The sequence below is a fragment of the Streptomyces sp. NRRL S-118 genome (assembly GCF_000716335.1).
GTDB lineage: Bacteria > Actinomycetota > Actinomycetes > Streptomycetales > Streptomycetaceae > Streptomyces.
In genome coordinates this window covers 12,207-28,511 of sequence record NZ_KL591024.1, presented here as the reverse complement: position 1 = coordinate 28,511, position 16,305 = coordinate 12,207, and the positions used below count along the sequence as shown (strand labels likewise).

Annotated in this window: 14 protein-coding genes and 5 pseudogenes; 12 read left to right on the top strand and 7 right to left on the bottom strand. The window is 70.6% G+C overall.

The annotated features are described in order from the left end of the window. Positions 1-358 precede the first annotated feature (358 nt). The 3 genes and pseudogenes from IH00_RS44395 to IH00_RS37845 all read right to left on the bottom strand — a co-directional run. Positions 359-650: pseudogene (locus IH00_RS44395) on the bottom strand (lipase); the annotation flags it as partial. A gap of 458 nt (positions 651-1,108) precedes the next feature. After that, a complete protein-coding gene (gene cpt / locus IH00_RS0129905; protein WP_031079045.1) occupies positions 1,109-1,639 on the bottom strand; it encodes a chloramphenicol phosphotransferase CPT in 531 nt (176 codons plus the stop codon). A 301-nt stretch (positions 1,640-1,940) separates the two neighbouring features. Further along, on the bottom strand, positions 1,941-2,267 hold the full coding sequence (locus IH00_RS37845; protein ID WP_234335006.1) for a hypothetical protein: 327 nt from the start codon (positions 2,265-2,267) through the stop codon (positions 1,941-1,943). Between the two features lie 370 nt (positions 2,268-2,637). Here IH00_RS37845 and IH00_RS0129895 point away from each other — a divergent pair, with 370 nt between their 5' ends. The 8 genes from IH00_RS0129895 (at position 2,638) to IH00_RS0129850 (ending at position 11,489) form a co-directional block, all read left to right on the top strand. Next, positions 2,638-3,243 carry a hypothetical protein gene (locus IH00_RS0129895; protein ID WP_031079044.1) on the top strand — a complete coding sequence of 202 codons (606 nt, stop codon included), beginning with the start codon at positions 2,638-2,640 and terminating at the stop codon, positions 3,241-3,243. Positions 3,244-4,049: 806 nt separating this feature from the next. Further along, complete coding sequence (locus tag IH00_RS0129890) at positions 4,050-5,780, top strand: hypothetical protein (RefSeq protein ID WP_031079042.1); 1,731 nt, start codon at positions 4,050-4,052, stop codon at positions 5,778-5,780. An 828-nt stretch (positions 5,781-6,608) separates the two neighbouring features. Further along, positions 6,609-7,016 carry a YciI family protein gene (locus tag IH00_RS0129880; RefSeq protein WP_031079039.1) on the top strand — a complete coding sequence of 136 codons (408 nt, stop codon included), beginning with the start codon at positions 6,609-6,611 and terminating at the stop codon, positions 7,014-7,016. 16 nt (positions 7,017-7,032) lie between these two features. Then, positions 7,033-8,178: an RNA polymerase sigma factor gene (locus IH00_RS0129875; RefSeq protein WP_031079037.1), complete on the top strand. Its 1,146-nt coding sequence runs from the start codon at positions 7,033-7,035 to the stop codon at positions 8,176-8,178. Between the two features lie 850 nt (positions 8,179-9,028). Then, positions 9,029-9,304 (top strand): SH3 domain-containing protein, encoded by a 276-nt coding sequence (locus IH00_RS0129870; RefSeq protein ID WP_234335005.1) that lies wholly within the window; start codon positions 9,029-9,031, stop codon positions 9,302-9,304. A 274-nt stretch (positions 9,305-9,578) separates the two neighbouring features. Beyond that, positions 9,579-9,719, top strand: a complete 141-nt coding sequence (locus tag IH00_RS42950; RefSeq protein WP_158827983.1) for a hypothetical protein — start codon at positions 9,579-9,581, stop codon at positions 9,717-9,719. Positions 9,720-10,269: 550 nt separating this feature from the next. Continuing rightward, positions 10,270-10,500: a hypothetical protein gene (locus IH00_RS0129855; protein WP_158827981.1), complete on the top strand. Its 231-nt coding sequence runs from the start codon at positions 10,270-10,272 to the stop codon at positions 10,498-10,500. After that, a complete protein-coding gene (locus IH00_RS0129850; RefSeq protein WP_031079030.1) occupies positions 10,497-11,489 on the top strand; it encodes a BtrH N-terminal domain-containing protein in 993 nt (330 codons plus the stop codon). Before IH00_RS0129855 ends, IH00_RS0129850 begins: the two co-directional genes overlap by 4 nt. Positions 11,490-11,530: 41 nt before the next feature. Here the strand turns inward: IH00_RS0129850 and IH00_RS37840 are convergent. Together IH00_RS37840 and IH00_RS44390 are read right to left on the bottom strand one after the other, a co-directional pair. Further along, positions 11,531-11,963: pseudogene (locus tag IH00_RS37840) on the bottom strand (helix-turn-helix domain-containing protein); the annotation flags it as partial. Positions 11,964-12,347: 384 nt separating this feature from the next. After that, a pseudogene (locus tag IH00_RS44390) lies at positions 12,348-12,488 on the bottom strand (hypothetical protein); the annotation flags it as partial. Positions 12,489-13,057: 569 nt separating this feature from the next. Between IH00_RS44390 and IH00_RS0129840 the strand changes: the two are divergent. The 3 genes and pseudogenes from IH00_RS0129840 (at position 13,058) to IH00_RS37835 (ending at position 14,949) form a co-directional block, all read left to right on the top strand. Then, positions 13,058-13,393: a hypothetical protein gene (locus IH00_RS0129840; RefSeq protein ID WP_199819835.1), complete on the top strand. Its 336-nt coding sequence runs from the start codon at positions 13,058-13,060 to the stop codon at positions 13,391-13,393. A gap of 175 nt (positions 13,394-13,568) precedes the next feature. Then, positions 13,569-13,769: pseudogene (locus IH00_RS0129835) on the top strand (ATP-binding protein); the annotation flags it as partial. Between the two features lie 62 nt (positions 13,770-13,831). After that, positions 13,832-14,949, top strand: a pseudogene (locus IH00_RS37835) (IS630 family transposase). Here the strand turns inward: IH00_RS37835 and IH00_RS0129825 are convergent. Next, positions 14,950-15,189 (bottom strand): hypothetical protein, encoded by a 240-nt coding sequence (locus tag IH00_RS0129825; RefSeq protein ID WP_031079025.1) that lies wholly within the window; start codon positions 15,187-15,189, stop codon positions 14,950-14,952. It abuts the pseudogene before it with no gap. Between the two features lie 29 nt (positions 15,190-15,218). On the opposite strand from IH00_RS0129825, the gene IH00_RS0129820 reads away from it, so the two are divergent. Continuing rightward, a complete protein-coding gene (locus IH00_RS0129820) occupies positions 15,219-15,431 on the top strand; it encodes an ATP-binding protein (protein ID WP_031079023.1) in 213 nt (70 codons plus the stop codon). Between the two features lie 18 nt (positions 15,432-15,449). Here IH00_RS0129820 and IH00_RS0129815 read toward each other — a convergent pair whose 3' ends face one another. Beyond that, on the bottom strand, positions 15,450-15,821 hold the full coding sequence (locus IH00_RS0129815) for a hypothetical protein (RefSeq protein WP_031079021.1): 372 nt from the start codon (positions 15,819-15,821) through the stop codon (positions 15,450-15,452). Between the last annotated feature and the right edge of the window lie 484 nt (positions 15,822-16,305).

Sequence of the window (16,305 nt, the reverse complement as noted above, 5' to 3'; positions counted from 1 at the left end):
GGGGTGTTGCCGACGCCTTGGGGCCGTGGCCAAGGGGGCGGCGTCTGTCTCCTGTCATAAATGATCATCGTAGGTCCCGCGCCTTCCCGATCCCGGCGAATGTGGGGACGATCTCTCCTGCCGGCGGACACACCATGCGCGCGCCGGCCCGTCCTGCCGGCCGCGCACGGCCCCGCGCGGGCCGCACCGGCCAGGAACCGGCCCCGGGAGCCTCGCAGCGGAAGAGCTTCAACGCGTGATGTGCCGGTTGACGACGACCTGGTGATGGGGCGGCAGGGGCGCGGCCACCCTGGCGAGCGCCGAGCACACCCCGCCGCTGCACCGCCGCCGAACGCGCACGGGCCGTCCGTGCCGGCCTGTCGTACACGCCGTCCGCCGGGGCCGGGAATCCTCGGTAGACACGCTTGGTGGGCAGCGTGTCCAGTTCGATCGTGGTGGCCCGGGTGCGGAAGGCCAACCGCACGCCCGAGGGACCGCACGCCCGAGGGCTGGGCCTCGGCCACGGCCAGTTGGTTGTCGGGGATCTGCCGGCGCGCCCAGGCGGGCAGCCGATGGGGCAGCAGACCGTGCGAGGTCGCTGCCACGTCGAGGAAGCCGCGCAGGATGTCCGCGGTGACGGGTGTGGTGATGGTGTCGGGCTCAGTGTTCATTGCCTCTGCCTGTTGATCAAGCCTTCCGGAATGCTCGAGTGCGCCGGTACCCGGCGTGGTGGACCGCCTGCGACGGTACGGACGGTCGGCCGGGGTGTGGTTCTGTTCCGTGGCAGGGCGTCGCCGGCACCCACTTGTCCCCGGGTAAAGACCGAGCCGGGCCGTGGCACCGCGTCCGGGGCGATGCGGGGCGCGGTCGCGGTCGCATCCACGAAGCGGCGCATCGACGAAGTGGCCCGCGTCCTTGCCCGGCACACCCGGGCAAGGCGTAGGCGACCCGGTTGCTGAGCTCCTCCAGGGCGAACAGCACGATCCTGGCCCCGGGTTGCAGGGAGTGCTTCAGCTGGGAGTGCGGAAGTGGCGGCCTCGACGCCGAACCGCACTGGCAGTCCGGCCACCCGGCCGCCGCCGTTGCCCGTCCGCACGTGCGGAGCGGCGGAAAACAGCTTGCACGTCAGTCACTTGACACGCGCGGTGATGGTCCGTGCGCATTCCATCGCCTCCGCCTGGGTGGTGTCCACCTCCAGGTCGTAGACGACGCCCTGGTGGACCACCTCCGCCTGGGACGCAGCCATCCCGACGGTCCGATCGCCTCGTGCGACCTCACGACCTGCGGCCACTGCCGCGTCGCACCTGACGCCGACCCACAGCACGTTCAGGTCGCCCAGGGCTGTCCGCCATCGCTGCTGTGAGTACGCTCCGCCGAGGAAGACCTCATCGATGATGACCCGGGCGCCTGCACGGGCCATCGCGGCGACCCCCGCGATCCATGCGGCTTCCAGCGTCCGGAACTCGGGGCCGACGATCACCTCCCCGTCCGGAGCGAACTCGATCCCGCCATCCGACGCCCGCAGAGACGCCGGCATCGCTGCAACCAGAGTGTCCGTCCCGAGGGCCAGCCACGGATCCGGCAGGACTGCCTGGAGACACCGGACGATCCCGGACTTTCCCGAGCTGGAACCACCGTTGACAACGATCACCTGAGTCATCACCGCGCCACTGTAGGGTCGCGATGGCCGCACTCGAAACCGGTTTCGGCGCCCTCTGCACCGCCGGGCACAAGCCGGTGAGCCATCCCGGTCGGCACATCGGCTGCCGCTGTTCCGGCGGGCCACCTGTGCCGGCGCAGCCTCGTTGCCCCCGCCCACGGCTGGGCTGCTGCTCTGGCGCCGGCTGTGCTGTCGGACCGGTGGCGAGTGCCAAGGGTCCTTGCAGGACCATCATCAGCCGTCGCGTCCGGCTGCGGTGCCATGGGCTGGGCTGTCCTCACCAACGGCTGTTCCGGAGCACCTACGGCCGGGCGGCAACGGCAACGATGCCGGACGCCCGCAGCTTGCGAGCCAGGAACTCCATCTCGGGCATCGTCCCTGCGTAGGCTCCCGTCAAGACCTCGCTCAGCACGGCCTTGACTTCAGCCAGACCAATGCCGAGTTCCGCCCGCAGCACGCGCATGATCACGGTATTGCTCGCCGATGCATCCACCCGGAGGCGCGCTGGTCCATGCTCGGAGAGAAGCCGGTCGCGCAGTTCGGCAGGCAGGTCACCACCGCACGCAGCCACCGCGAACCCGCAGCCCGGGCACCTCGACTCTGTGTCCCAGCGCAGGGAGCCGTTCACCAGGGCTTGGACACCCCCAGCACTTCAGTTCCGTACCGCAGTCCTGGCACCCAGCCGAGTACTCGATGGACTCGAAGACCGCCTGTTCCATCCCCCACCCCTTTGCGGAGATGAGGTTAGACGATGGGCTGGGACCACATGTCGCAACGGGCCCCGCGAGACAGGCAAGCCCGGGCATTCTTGCCGCGTGGCCCCACATGAAGATGCAGCGTGCCCGTCGGAGCCCGATGAGGGAGCGACGGTTTCCACCGATCCGCCCGCTGCCCCTGCGCAGGCATCCCGGTCCGGTGACAGCAGGGCACCGGAGAACGTGTCCCCACCCGGAACCGGACCCGCCACAGCACGAACCTCGCCCGGGCGGGAGGCGTCCGTGCCGGCCGGGGACGGGGACGCCTCCGAGGAGTCCGGCACCGGCCCTTACCGCGTCACCCTGCCGGATCTCGGACGGTTCACGGTCGGCGCCGTCACGGTGACAGCGGCACCGGCCGGACTGATCCTCGGTATCCGGGCCGAGTTGTACGCCGGGAGGGCGGAGCAGCGGGCGGCCACGGAGGAGCGCCGGTCCAAGGAGGAGCGGGAGAAGGCGTATGCGAACCTCGTCGACTTCTACCGCATGGGCTCGGAGGTGATCGTGGTGAACGGCAGCTCCAGCGTCATGGCGATGCGGTTCACGCTCCCGGCGAGCAAGACGAGATGGGACCTGGACCTCCTCCAACCCTGCAAGCAGATCGCCGTCCCGAACAAGGCGCTCCTCGACTCGATGGCCGTGGAGCAGCCGGCGGTGCGTCTGACGGAAGGGGACCTGGCGCAACTCCGGCTGGAGTTCATGGACCCGATGAGCAAGGTCTGGATCCGCAACAGCGGTGGGGCCCTGGCGCGGACGGACGCGTGGGCGCCGTCAGGGCGGCCCAACCTGGTGAGTTCCGAGGCATGGAACGTGTCGGCGCAGGACGCACCCCAATGTGACGGGTCCTGAGCGGCTGCGATCGAGCACAGCATCCCGCCAGGGCGCGCCTACGAGCCGACCCGGGCGCAGGGCCTCGGCCGGACGTCGGATGATCGTCCGAGCGAGGCACGGCGAGTGGGGGAGCGGGACGGCGGAGCGGAACGCGTGGAGTGGACCTAGGAGGGCAGCCCTCTTGGCGACGTACGACACCTTCCGGCCGCCGTCGAGCGCGACCGGGTCAGGGTGGCGCAAGGCCCGATCGCCCAGGACGTCCGGATCGGACCGCTTCGGTCGGGCAATGACGACCGCGGGAGGACAGCGAGAGAGAGGCGGCCCCGCCACCGGGGGGGGAGATGGTGGCGGGGCCGACTGCTCGGAGGGGGAGCCGAGCCGTTGTCGATGTGCTGCTGCCCGGGATCGTGGGTTGTATGCATGGACACGTCTCGCATCCTGCGTGCGGCTTCTTGCTCCATCGGCGCCTGTCGTCGCCGGCGCGCGTATCGCCCTGCTGCCAGCGGGGCAGGCAGCCGTGCCGCGGCGCCGGGCCTGCTGCGTCCTGATCGGCCGGCGTGAACAGGCAATCGACGCCGGCCCGTCGGCGACAGCCACGCGGCCGGGCAGTCGCCGCCCCGGCGGTCGCCCGTACTGCCCAGGCCTCATCGACCAGAACACCACCTGCCCGCTGACCGACGGAAAGCCGGGCCGCCGAATCCTGAGCGACCTCCGCCGGGTGGGGCCGGTTCCGGCTGGGCAGGTACTCGCCCGCCGTCCGCAGGAGACCCGTGGCCCCGTACCCTGTCCGGACCGTCAGTACACGATCTTGTGGGGAGCCCCCGATGGGACGTCTGCCCGGTCTGCTGGAACTGCCTCGCCTGCTGCGGCACTACGCTGCGACCGCGGTGGGTCTTCCGCCCGATGACGAGGTGGCGATCGACGCACCGGACCTGCGGGTGCGGGCGGCTTGTGATGCGGTCCGGCAGGGCCGGTACACCCCTGCGGAGGAGCTGCTCGCGGCCACCCGTGCGGAGGCCGACTGGGCGGCCCGGTCCGAGGCCGCGACGACGCTCGCGGACGTCCTGCTCCACAACCCCGGTCAGATGGAGGACTGGTGGGCGCAGAAGCCCGAAGACCGCGACCTGGCGCTCGTCCGCGCCCAGGCGGCCATCGCCCGGGCGTGGTCGGTGCGGACCGCGGCGCGGGCCTCCGAGGTCTCGGCCGAGCAGTTCGCCGGCTTCCGCGTGCTGCTCGCCGACGCCGTACCGCTCCTGGAGGAAGCGGTCGCCCTGAACCAGGGGGACCCCACACCGTGGGCGGCCGTCCTCGCGCATGACACCGGGGCCGCTGCGTCCCGGAAGGACTTCGAGGACCACCTCGCGAGCGCCCTGGCGATCGACCCGCACAACTGGGCCGCCCACGCGCGCGCCGTGCAGTTCCGCGCCGCCAAGTGGTACGGGTCCCACGAGGAGATGTTCGCCTACGCCGAGCACGTCGCGGCCTCGGCACCGGAGGGCCACCCGCTGCGCGGACTGCCGGTCGTGGCGCTGTCCGAACTCGTTCTGGACGAACGGCTGGACGGTGATGCGGCGACCAAGTACGGCCCGATCGGCCGGGACCGCGTCGACGCCGCGATCGCTGAGGCTCGCGCCCTCTCGGCGTCCCGCCCCGCTGGCGATCCGTACCTGGCCCTCGTCCGTAACCACCTCGCCTGGGCGATGATCCGGGACGGCAGACCGGCCGCTGAGATCCTCGAGGTCTACCGGGCCATCGGGCGACACGCCACTACCTTCCCGTGGGCGTACCTCGGGGGACTGCCGGCGTTCCTGCAGTTCCGCGAGGGCGTGCGCGCCCAAGTGGCCCGCGACACCCCGTTCTTCGGCGGAACGGTCCCCGCTCCGGAGAGGACGGTCACCGCCGCGGACGCGGGGGGTGCGCGCCGGGAGCTCGCCCTGATACGTGCGACGACCGCCCAGGTCGCCGAGGCAGTGCTGCTCACCGGTGTCACCTACCGCATGGCGCCGCTGCCCGGTACCGGTATCACCCTCGTCGAGACCGCTCCCTCGCAGGAACCGGACGCCGGCGGGCGCCGCGGCCTGCGCCGCGCCCTCCTCGGTGAGGGAGACCTCGTACGGCTCGCCCGGACGTTCACGACCGGCGAGCCTTGGCCCGTACTCGTCGTATCCCGGTCCTTCGACCTGTACGGACTGAGCCTGGTGCGCAGCCGCAAGGTCACCACGACGCACTACTGGCAAGGCCCCGAAGGAGTCCCGGCACAACACGAGGCCGCAGAAGCCGCCGCAGCGCTCTCCTCGGCCTTCCCCGAGGCCGACGACAGGCTCCTCACGGCCGCGTTGCGTCACCCGGGAACGGACCGGGCCCCGCTCGACGCCGCCCTTGCGGCGATGCACCTGCCGCCGCTGCCCGCGCGGTTCGGGGAGGGGTTCGAGATCCTGGCCGACGTGCCGAAAGCGCGGATCGTGGCCAAACGCTCCCTGCGCGCTGCCTTGCGGGAGTCGCTTCGCGACAACTCCGGGGACTCCTCCCGCGAACTGCCGCCGCTGGGCCTGTGACGTCCGGGGCCGCCGCCGCGCGGTGGTGTGACGTTGCCCGATGGCGGCCTGCCGCTGCAGCCATGGGGGCCGAGGCCGTGGCCGTGGGACCACACCCGGGGCGATGTCGGGCAGACCAGCACCTGACGAAGCCACGGCCTGCCGACGACCGGACACCTCCCACCCGGCCCCCGGACCACGCCGCACGAACCGTAGCCCGACGATGGAAACGGGCTGTCACTCACCGCTCACCGCCACCTCCGGTGCATGGCCCGCGATCCGGCCGCATGGGCGGCAGCCGGTACGACCCGGCTCTGCCACTGCACCGTCACCCGTGGACCGCGCCGTCGGAAGCCCGGCCGCCGGGCTCTCGCCGTACCCCCGAGTCGCCACGCCGTCGCCCCCGAGTCGCCACGCCGCACTCCGCCGGGCCGGCCGGCCGCCCCCGCCCGGCCGCCGGGCTCTCGCCGATCACCGCCACTTCGCGCTCCGCCGCGTCGGACTGGCCGCCACGGCCTTCGCGGCCCGGCGGATCTCCCGGATGGCACCGGCGGCCGCCCTCACCGCGAGCTCGAGCGAGTACGGGAGGTCGGTGCCCCGCGCTGCCCTCTTGATCCAGTAGTGCGGTCGGTGCGGTCGGTGCCGATCTTCGAGACTCTCGCTCTCGCACCACGCTGAGGCCCCGGAGACCGGGCGACGGCGCATCCAGGCTTCACCCAGGTTTCACCAAGCTCATCGACGAGAGCCCCGAAAAAAAGAAGCGTACGCGATGTCGAAAGCTCGCGTCCGGCTCCGTCCCCGGGGTGAACGCGACCAGAATGGGCCGCACGAGCACTGAGGAGAACCACGATGGCCAAGTACCTGCTGCTGAAGCACTACCGCGGCGCCCCTGCTCCGGTCAACGACGTGCCGATGGACCGGTGGAGCCCGGAGGAGATCTCGGCGCATGTGCAGTACATGAACGACTTCGCTGCCCGGCTGGAAAAGACCGGTGAGTTCGTCGACGGTCAGGCGCTCGCCCCCGAGGGAGTGTGGGTCCGCTACGACGGTGAGGGGCGCCCGCCGGTCACCGACGGGCCGTTCGCGGAGACCAAGGACGTCATCGCCGGCTGGATGGTGATCGACGTCGACAGTTACGAGCGCGCCGTCGAGCTGGCCGGGGAACTGTCGGCCGCCCCCGGGGCGGGCGGCAAGCCGATCCACGAGTGGCTTGAGCTGCGCCCGTTCCTGACCGCGCCGCCCACCATCACGGAGTGACCATCAGGTGACCCGGATGAACGAGGCCCTCCTGAGGAGCCTCACGCCGAGCGTACTCGCCGTCCTCGTCCGCCGTGGAGCCGACTTCGCGGCGGCCGAGGACGCCGTGCAGGACGCGCTGGTCGAGGCGCTCCGGGCCTGGGCGGCCGAATCGCCGCGGGACCCCAAGGGCTGGTTGGTCACCGTGGCCTGGCGCCGGTTCCTCGACGCGACGCGGGCGGATGCCGCCCGCCGCCGGCGTGAGGGCCGCGTCGAGCGGGAGCCGGCGCCCGGTCCCGCGTCCGCGGTGGACGACACACTGCAGCTCTACTTCCTGTGCGCCCACCCGTCGCTGACGCCGTCGTCCGCGGTCGCGCTCACGCTGCGCGCCGTCGGCGGGCTGACCACCCGCCAGATCGCCCAGGCATATCTGGTGCCCGAGGCGACCATGGCGCAGCGCATCAGCCGGGCCAAGCGCACCGTCTCCGGCGTGCGCTTCGACCAGCCCGGCGACGTCGCCACCGTGCTGCGCGTGCTCTACCTCGTCTTCAACGAGGGCTACTCCGGCGACGTCGACCTCGCCGCCGAGGCCATTCGGCTCACTCGCCAGCTCGCGGCCCGCATCGACCACCCCGAGGTGGCAGGGCTGCTCGCCCTCATGCTGCTCCACCACGCCCGGCGCGCCGCCCGCACCGCGCCCGACGGCAGCCTGGTGCCGCTCGCCGAACAGGACCGCGACCGGTGGGACACCGCGCTGATCGCCGAGGGCGTCGAGATCCTGCAGGCGGCCCTCGCCCGCGACCGGCTGGGCGAGTACCAGGCCCAGGCCGCCATCGCGGCACTCCACGCCGACGCGCCCACCGCCGAGGAGACCGACTGGGTGCAGATCGTCGAGTGGTACGACGAGCTCATGCGCCTGACCGACAGCCCGGTCGTCCGGCTCAACCGCGCGGTTGCCGTCGGCGAGGCCGACGGACCTCGCGCAGGTCTGGCGGCGCTCGCGGCGCTGGACGCCTCACTGCCCCGCCACGCCGCGGTGGCGGCGTACCTCCATGAGCGTGACGGCGATTTGGCGACGGCGGCACGGCTGTACGCCGAGGCGGCCCTCAAGGCACCCCACCTCGCCGAGCGCGACCATCTGACGCGCCAGGCCGCCCGGCTCAACGCCCGCCTATGTCGCTGACGGGGTCGCGCTCCTTTCCGGCGGCACGGCGCCGGCGGCCGGGTCGCGGGCCGTCCGGGCGTCGGCCGCAACACGTCCCGTGCGGGGGCCCGCGCCCGGCCGACGACCCGCCCGCCCACAGGGGACCCATCGGCGTCCTGTTGCCCCGCTTGTCGCCACGCCGCCTCGTGTCGCCGTGACGGCCTGTTGTGCGGCCGCTACTCCGCCTCTTGCGGTCCCGCCGCTGGGCGACAGGGGCTCTCACCGCCTCACGAGGGGAAGGCGCATACGTACTCGCCACGTAACAAGGAGCAGGAGCAGGAGCAGAAGCAGGACGGGACGTACTGCTCGGCGCCCGCGGCGGACCGGATCGGTCCCGGTGCGCCATGGACTCCGTGAACGTGCGGGCCCTGAAACGGGGACCTGACAGTTCCGCATCCCGTGGATCGCGGTAAGAAGGATGACCGCCACCCGGCCTCCACTGAGGAGGTCAGGTGGTGGTCCCCCCTCACACGGCGCGCGTCACGTCGCTCTGCGGGCGGGGTGGTGGAAGGACTCGCCGGGTGGGAAGCGGTCGGCTGCCGAGGGCCGACTCCGCCAGGTGGCTCAGCCCCGTGCCGGAGGAGCCCGCGGTGCGGTGTGAGCTGTGCGTGGTCCGGTTCAGCGCTGCGTGCCGACCGGGAGCTCGTCGCGGGCGCCACGTACGAGGACGGCCGAAGGCGGAGGGACGGGTCTGTCGGAATGACGCCCGGGCGCCGGTCGCGGCGTGCCCCGCACGCCTCCGGCTCACCAGCGGGAGATGGCTTTACCGTGCAGGCAACCCGTCCGGACAACGGACGACGTCCCCCTGCTCCGCATTCCCCTGGAGGTCATGATGCCCAGTCCATCGCAGCCGTTCGGCACCGTCGTCAGCCCCATCGGCGTCAACCTGCGGAGGTATCCGAGCACGGACTCCGCGGTCATCGGCAACCTGAGCCACGGGGCCGAGGTCGGCCTGCGCAGCAAAGTGAACGCCCAGAACATCGAGGGCAACACCATCTGGTACCTGCTGCGCGACAAGGCCGCGTGGGTTGCCGCCCGGCACGTCGACAACACCGGACATGTGCCGCTGTCCAAGGATGTCGAACAGGCCGGCCCGCAGGGCTGACGAGGTCGGGCCCGCTCAGGGCACAAGGCCGTCCCGGGGGCATCCCCGTGGCTGTCCCCGGGACCGGGCCCGTGCGCCCCTTCACCGCTGCCCGGCTGGACGACCCCACCCACATCGGCCTCGCCCCTGCCGACTCCGCGACCGCCCGGCGCACCGTGACCCCGGTCCGCCGGCGACCGATCCGCCGGTGACCCCGACGAGGACGGCCGGGAGTGGGGCGGGCAGGAGGCCTCGCCGGTGCCGCTGGGGGGTGGCGATGGTCACGGTCCAGGGCATGGCCCTGCGCCGTGACGAGGAGAAGGTCAACAACGTGGTGCGCTGGTCGGAGTGCGACCGCGGCGGTCACGTCGCGGCCACGGAGGCCCCCGACCTGCTGCTCGCCGACCTCCCGGAGAGCTTCGCCGGGTACCGCTGACCGCCCTGCCGTCGCAGGGGCAGGGCGGGCGGTGACAGGAACCTTCCGTCGCACGGGCACCGGCGGTGGACCCTCCCACAGTGGGAGGGTCCACCATGGTGGCGTGCGAGACGAACTCCCCATCCTCGGGCACTTCCCCCACCTGCGTCGGCTGGACAACAAGCAGCCGCCGGCACGACGACAACGGGCTGCCGGCTCCGTTCCGCGTGAACCCCGGCTCCGGGTACCGCTCCTGCACACCGCAACAGGCGCGCGACGCCCCGACTGTCGCCCGCTCCACGAGATGGACCTCCCCTGGCCGTCACGGCGCGGACCGTGGCCGCCGGGCCGGAGGGCAGGGCGCCGACCATGGGCACCGAGCCGACAGCGATCGCGGAGCACGGCGCGAAGTGTACGGTCGGCTGCTGCCCTTGTTCACCAGGTCGGCAGCCGGCTGGCTATGAGCCCTGTGCCCGCTCGGCGGCAGAAACGGGTGGCATCCCCGTGGGCACCCCGCGGCGCGGAGGAACGAAGGCCGGGGCCGGAGTCCGTGGTGCCGCCCGACGGTCCGGTGACCCACGAGACCGCCCACACCGAGTGCTGCATCAAGCCCGTCGACACCGAGCCCTGCGTCAAACTGCCGGTGGCCCGCAACGCCCCGCCCGCCGCGATCCACGAGCGCGCGCCGCGCCCGCGGGCACAGGTGTGCGCGGCGTACCCGGTCGGACCGGCGGAGACGCCGCAGTCGCAGGAAGAACGGACGACCCGGCCGCTCGTCCCCGTCCGGGAGGCAAGGGCATGACGACCACCGTGATCGATGTCGACGCGTACGGCATGCGGCACTGCGAGACGACGGCGCTGGGGGTGCTCCTGCGGCACCAGGGGCTCGACCTGTCCGAACCCATGCTGTTCGGCCTCGGGCGCGGTCTGTCGTTCGTCTACTGGGACGGCAAGAACCTGGATTTTCCCTTCCTCGGGGGACGCGTCAGGCCCTTCGAGCTCACCAGGAACCTGGCCGCCGGGCTGGGACTTGATCTGGACGTCCGGGAAACCGCCTCGCCGCGCCGGGCCTGGGAGAATGTGGCGGCCCCGATCGCCTCGGGGCGGCCCGTGGGACTCCAGCTCGACAGTTTCCACCTGGACTACTTCGGGGCGAAGGTCCACTTCGGCGGACACATCGTGGCCCTGTACGGCTACGACGAGCACGACGCGTACCTGGTGGACACCGACCAGCAGGGCGGGGCGGTGGCCACCAGCCTGACCAGCCTCGCCCGGGCCCGGGCCGCGCGGGGGCCGATGACGGCCAGGAACCGTTCCTTCACGGTCACCGTGCCGCGGGACGTGCCCGACCCGCGCACCCGGATCGTCGCCGCGGTGACCGCCTGCGCCGACGCCTTCCTCCATCCGCCGATCGCCAACCTCGGCCACCGGGGCATCGAGAAGGCCGGCAAGCTGGTTCCCGGCTGGTTCGGCCGGACCGGGGATCCGCGGCGGGACCTGACGCAGACCGCCCGGCTGATGGAGCGGGCCGGAACCGGCGGCGCCCTGTTCCGCAACCTCTACCGGGATTTCCTCGCCGAGTGCACCACGCTGGTCGACAGCCCCCGTCTGCGCACCGGTCACCGGTTGTACGCCGAGGCGGCGGCACTGTGGAGCCGGACCGCGGAACTGATCGCGCAGGCGGGGGCATCAGGTGAAGCGGGGTTCCTCGTCCGTGCGGGCTCCGTCCTCGGCGACCTGGCCCGCATCGAACGCGAGGCCATGGAGGCGCTGAGCCGCTTGGGGCAGTGAGGCGCGAACGGAGCGGCGCCGTAGGGCTCCGTTCCCTACCGCTCCCATGCCTCGCAGTCGGCTCGGCTACCGGGAAGCGGCCGGCCGACCACGACGACCAGCCGAGTGTCGGCGTCGATGACGACCTGGTGATTGGTGGAGTACGGACAGTTCTTGGAGCGTTCGGCCACCGTGTGCTCGAGGGTTGGACGAGAGTTCCATCCACGATGAGTACCGTGTCCTTACGGAACCGCTTGCGGGGGCGGAGTGCGAGCAGAGGACCGAGGTGGCCGATGATGTGGTCGGCTGACGACTTCGAGCCCTCAAACAGCGGGGCGCGCTGGCGCAGTGTCACGTTGGCACGCAGTATGTGGCAACCAGCAGCACCCGGTCCTCCGGCGGCAGTCCCCATGCCCGACCCCGCCGTGCGGCGTCTGCACCTTGACGCCGCACAGCGGTCACCAACGTGCCGAGCTGGCGCGGGTGCAAAGGCACTGTCGAGGAGGCGCCGACACGGCTCGCGCTGCCGGGAGGGGGCCGGTAAGCCGGACGGCGATCGCCGACTGGAGCGACTGTGCCGGCGTACCCTGCCGACGGCGGCGGTGCTGACGTCCTCGCGTGCGCCGTCCGGCACAAGCAGTTCGACCAGATCTGCCATGCACGATCAACGGCCGATTCCGATCGCGCCACAGGAAAATCGTCCGAAAGGGGCGCCCCGAAAGGCGCCCCTCGGCCGTTCTTCGTTATTAGTGGATCCGGATCGATATGATCTGGTGGATGTGGCCCGGGTTCCACGAGCTCCACCGCTGAAGGGTGATGGACTCGAGCCTCGGGTCGCTCGACCCAGTTCACGCCGTAGATGGCGACGGGCATCGTTCCGGCATTGGCGAAACAGAGCGTGTCGCGACCGCTGTTGTTGTGGATTTCCAGGTAGCTGTTCTCGTTGCAGTCCGTACGGTTGATCAGCGCCCCGTTAGTGGACGTCGTGGCCGCCGTGGCGGGCACGGCCGTGCCGAGCATGGCGGCTGCGGCGACTGCTGCAACACCGAGGGAACGGCGCACGGAAAGCTTCATTCTCTTCCTCTCACGGGCGGGTCTGGAGTTTCTACCGTCACACACGCACCCGCTCTCCCGAAAGCGCTTACCGGCCAGATCGACATCCTCGCGGGTGTTCGTACGAGCAGAGTGATCGATGGCACGTTTGTCCCGATGGGAGTCGACATCACCAGTCCGGAAGGGCAGTGGAATATCCCGGTCCGCAGAGGCAGGGAATCCGCACCCGCGGAAGGGTGGGCGCAGAGGCGCCGCGGGCGCCACGTAGGTGATCAGGGATGATGCAGGAGAGGGAGCTCTGACAGGAGTCAGCCGAAAATCGTGGAATAAAAAAGACTCGCCCGCACGCCCGCAGGAGCCTGCGCAAGGCGATCCCGTCATGGTGTGGGAAGGAAAGAGAATCGCTCATACCGGCTTTGTAGGTGATGTTCAGGAACATCTGATGCTCAGCGGCGGGAACGCCCGGTTCCACGGGAGAGTGATGTCGCCGAGTTCTGGGAACGCCTCGGTGCTTGCTTCGGGATCATGGTTGTGCTTTGCATGACAAGGGGGCCGGGGTGTTGCCGAAGTCCAAGGTCGATCTGTGCGCGGCGATCCGCCGTGGCGCCAGGACCGGCATGTCGGTGCGTGCTCTCAAGCGGAAGTACGGCGCCGGCTACGAGACCGTACCGAGGGCTTTGGCCTCCTCGTTGCCGGAACCGCGGAAGAAGATGAGGCCGAGGGGGACGAGGCTGGTCTCCTACAAGCCGGTGATCGACGCCATCCTCACGGCGGATCTGACCGAGCACGTGATCACCGGTCTTGCCTCCGCGCTGAAGGCCGACGCGGTTGACCGCCGACGCCGTCGCGCTGGAGGCCCGCAAGGCGGCTGACGCCGATGCCGAACCAGAGGCGCAACCACAGCCGATCACCCCTGGGAGCCAACCCCGTATCGCTCCGCTGCCTGCTGCCGTCCCGGCCCATCTGCCGCCCGACAGGCGCCCGCTGCCTCCGTCGCCCGCTACGACGAGCTCCTGCGACTCCGCCGACTCAACCGCCCCGCCACCTGAAGAGGAGATGCTGATCGCGCTGGGTACCGAGGCCGCGATGGCCGGCTACCGGGTCACGTATGTCCTGGCGGCCAAGCTGATCAACGAGCTCGTCGAGGCCGCTGATGAGAAGCAGCTGACCAAGACCATCGCCCGCTACGGCCGCGTCGAACTGCTCTGCATCGGCGAACTCGGCTACTGCTCTGACCGCATTGGTTCGCCGGGTTGGTGGTTGGGGCGGTTGGATGTGCGGTGACGTCCGAGCCGACCGGTGGAGGTGCGGTGGCCGAGCCTGTCCGTGTGCGCAGACTGACCGACAGGGAAGGGCAGAAGCTGCAGCAGATCGTGCGCCGGGGCAGCACCAATTCGGTGCGCTACCGGCGCGCGATGATGCTGCTGGCCTCCGCCAGCGGGAACGGCGTCCCGGTCATCGCCCAGCTGGTCCAAGCCGACGAGGACACCGTCCGCGACGTGATCCACCGCTTCAACGAGATCGGCCTGGCCTGCCTGGACCCTCGCTGGGCGGGAGGCCGTCCCCGCCAGCTCAGCCCTGACGACGAGGACTTCATCGTCGCGACGGCCACCACCCGACCGACCAAGCTCGGCCAGCCATTCACCCGTTGGTCCATCCGCAAGCTCGTCATCTACCTGCACCGGGTCCACGGCCGGGTGATCCGCATCGGCCACGAGGCCTTACGATGCCTGCTCGCCCGCCGCGGCGTCACCTTCCAGCGCATGAAGACCTGGAAGGAGTCGCCCGATCCCGAGCGCGACGCCAAGCTCGACCAGATCGAGCACGTCCTGGACCGCTTCCCCGACCGAGTCTTCGCGTTCGACGAGTTCGGGCCGCTGGGTATCCGGCCGATCGGCGGTTCGGGCTGGGCCGCCGCCGGTCACCCCGAGCGGCACCCCGCGACCTACCACCGCACCCACGGGTCCGCTACTTCCACGGCTGCTACTCGGTCGGCGACGACACTCTGTGGGGCGTCAACCGGCGAAAGAAGGGCGCCGCCAACACCCTGGCCGCACTCAGATCGATCCGCGCAGCCCGGCCGGACGGCGCACCCATCTACGTGATCTTGGACAACCTGTCCGCCCATAAAGGCGAGAAGATCCGCCGCTGGGCGAAGAAACACCGGGTCGAACTGTGCTTCACCCCGACCTACGCGTCCTGGGCGAATCCAATCGGGGCCCACTTCGGACCACTGCGGCAGTTCACCATCGCCAGCTCGAACCACCCCAACCACACGATCCAGACCAGGGCTCTGCACTCCTATCTACGCTGGCGCAACGCCAACGCCCGCCACCGAGATGTCCTGGCGGCCGAACGCCGCGAACGCGCCCGGATCCGCAGCGAGAAGGGCATCCGCTGGGGTGGACGAGCACGGATGGCAGCCTGATCACTCGCTGACGTTCAAGGTCGCGCAGTCCGCGACTCCCAGGTCGGACAGCACAGCCCGGAGCCGCTCCAGGGCCGCGGTCGTGTCCGAGCCCTCTGCGATTTCAAGGTCAAGATGGCAACGACCCATACCGCTGCCCGCGCCCGTGACCTCGCCATCGAGCTCGAACGCCGCTTCCAACGCCTCCTCGATCTCATCACGGTCGATCGGCAGCCCCACGAAGACGATCTCCACGAACACCCCGGTCCTCCCTCTCAACCCGGCGAACCATAGCGGTCACAGCACTACGCGAGGAGAAGAACAGCGTGGTCATCGGCTCGAACGAGTCGTTCTCCGGCTGGACCAAGACCTTTACCGACCCTCGCCTCTGCGCGGTCATCGCCGACCGCCTCACTTTCGGCGGCCACATTATCGAGACCGGCACCGACTCCTACCGCCTCGCCACCACCTGCGCTCACGCTGAACAGCAGGTGGTCATGTGAGCCAAGGCGACGCAGCCCTCATCGACCGCTGTCGAGGCTCCCGAAGACATGAGTGACCCACTGATCCATTCGGGTCCCGAAGTCCGACGCCGAGGTGATGCCCGACGCCGGCAGGCAACGAGCGTCGTCAAGGTTGGCGATGAAGTCCACATCGGCCCAGCCGCCACGGAACAGCACAACCGACAGCTCCGCGTCCCCCGGCCCGGAGATGACCACGCCAACCGAGTCGGGGTCATGCACACGAGCTCGGTCAGTCTCCAGAGGCTGGGGCCACGACGCCTCGGCATCCCTCCAGGTCACCTGGCTCACTTCGAGGCCGGCCGACTCCCAGCCCACTGTCCGTCCAGCCAGGACCGCAGCCACCTCGTCAAGATCAACGACTCTGTCCATGAGGGGATCCTCCCTCACGGACGAACCCGGTGGCCCGGGCTCCGGCACCGAGACCGCGAGACAAGGGCGCCAGCCTGTCCCTACTTCTCACCGACATTTTCAGGGGTGCCCGCCCGTGGACGTTCTCGGAATCTACCGACAACCGTTCCGGCTTCTGACCTACGCAGCCACTCGTACCGTGCCGCTGCTGCTTCGACACCCGCCAGAGTGCCGGGTCCTGTGGGCAAGGGGTGTGCAGCGGGAGCCCCAACGGCGGCGGCGTCGGGAGCGCGGGACGGGCGTCTGTGTTGCTGCTACCGTTCGCCGCCGTGGCGGTGCTGTGCCGTTGGCGTGCCGTGGTGGCCGCATTCTTGTCCGGGCTGCGGGGCCGTGGTGGTCGTCACAAGCCCCGAGGCAGTGCGCGACATCATTGCCCGTGCGGAGACTTCGGGTTTCGAATTCGACGACCAAGGAGTCGTCTCGATGGGCCCAGTCGGCCCTGAAG

What these genes read in the sequence shown, in the direction of transcription:
- cpt (WP_031079045.1), bottom strand. Translation starts at nt 1,639, where the DNA reads ATGACTCAGGTGATCGTTGTCAACGGTGGTTCCAGCTCGGGAAAGTCC.
- IH00_RS0129890 (WP_031079042.1), top strand. Translation starts at nt 4,050, where the DNA reads ATGGGACGTCTGCCCGGTCTGCTGGAACTGCCTCGCCTGCTGCGGCAC.
- IH00_RS0129880 (WP_031079039.1), top strand. Translation starts at nt 6,609, where the DNA reads ATGGCCAAGTACCTGCTGCTGAAGCACTACCGCGGCGCCCCTGCTCCG.
- IH00_RS0129875 (WP_031079037.1), top strand. Translation starts at nt 7,033, where the DNA reads ATGAACGAGGCCCTCCTGAGGAGCCTCACGCCGAGCGTACTCGCCGTC.
- IH00_RS0129870 (WP_234335005.1), top strand. Translation starts at nt 9,029, where the DNA reads ATGATGCCCAGTCCATCGCAGCCGTTCGGCACCGTCGTCAGCCCCATC.
- IH00_RS42950 (WP_158827983.1), top strand. Translation starts at nt 9,579, where the DNA reads ATGGCCCTGCGCCGTGACGAGGAGAAGGTCAACAACGTGGTGCGCTGG.
- IH00_RS0129850 (WP_031079030.1), top strand. Translation starts at nt 10,497, where the DNA reads ATGACGACCACCGTGATCGATGTCGACGCGTACGGCATGCGGCACTGC.
- IH00_RS0129815 (WP_031079021.1), bottom strand. Translation starts at nt 15,821, where the DNA reads ATGGACAGAGTCGTTGATCTTGACGAGGTGGCTGCGGTCCTGGCTGGA.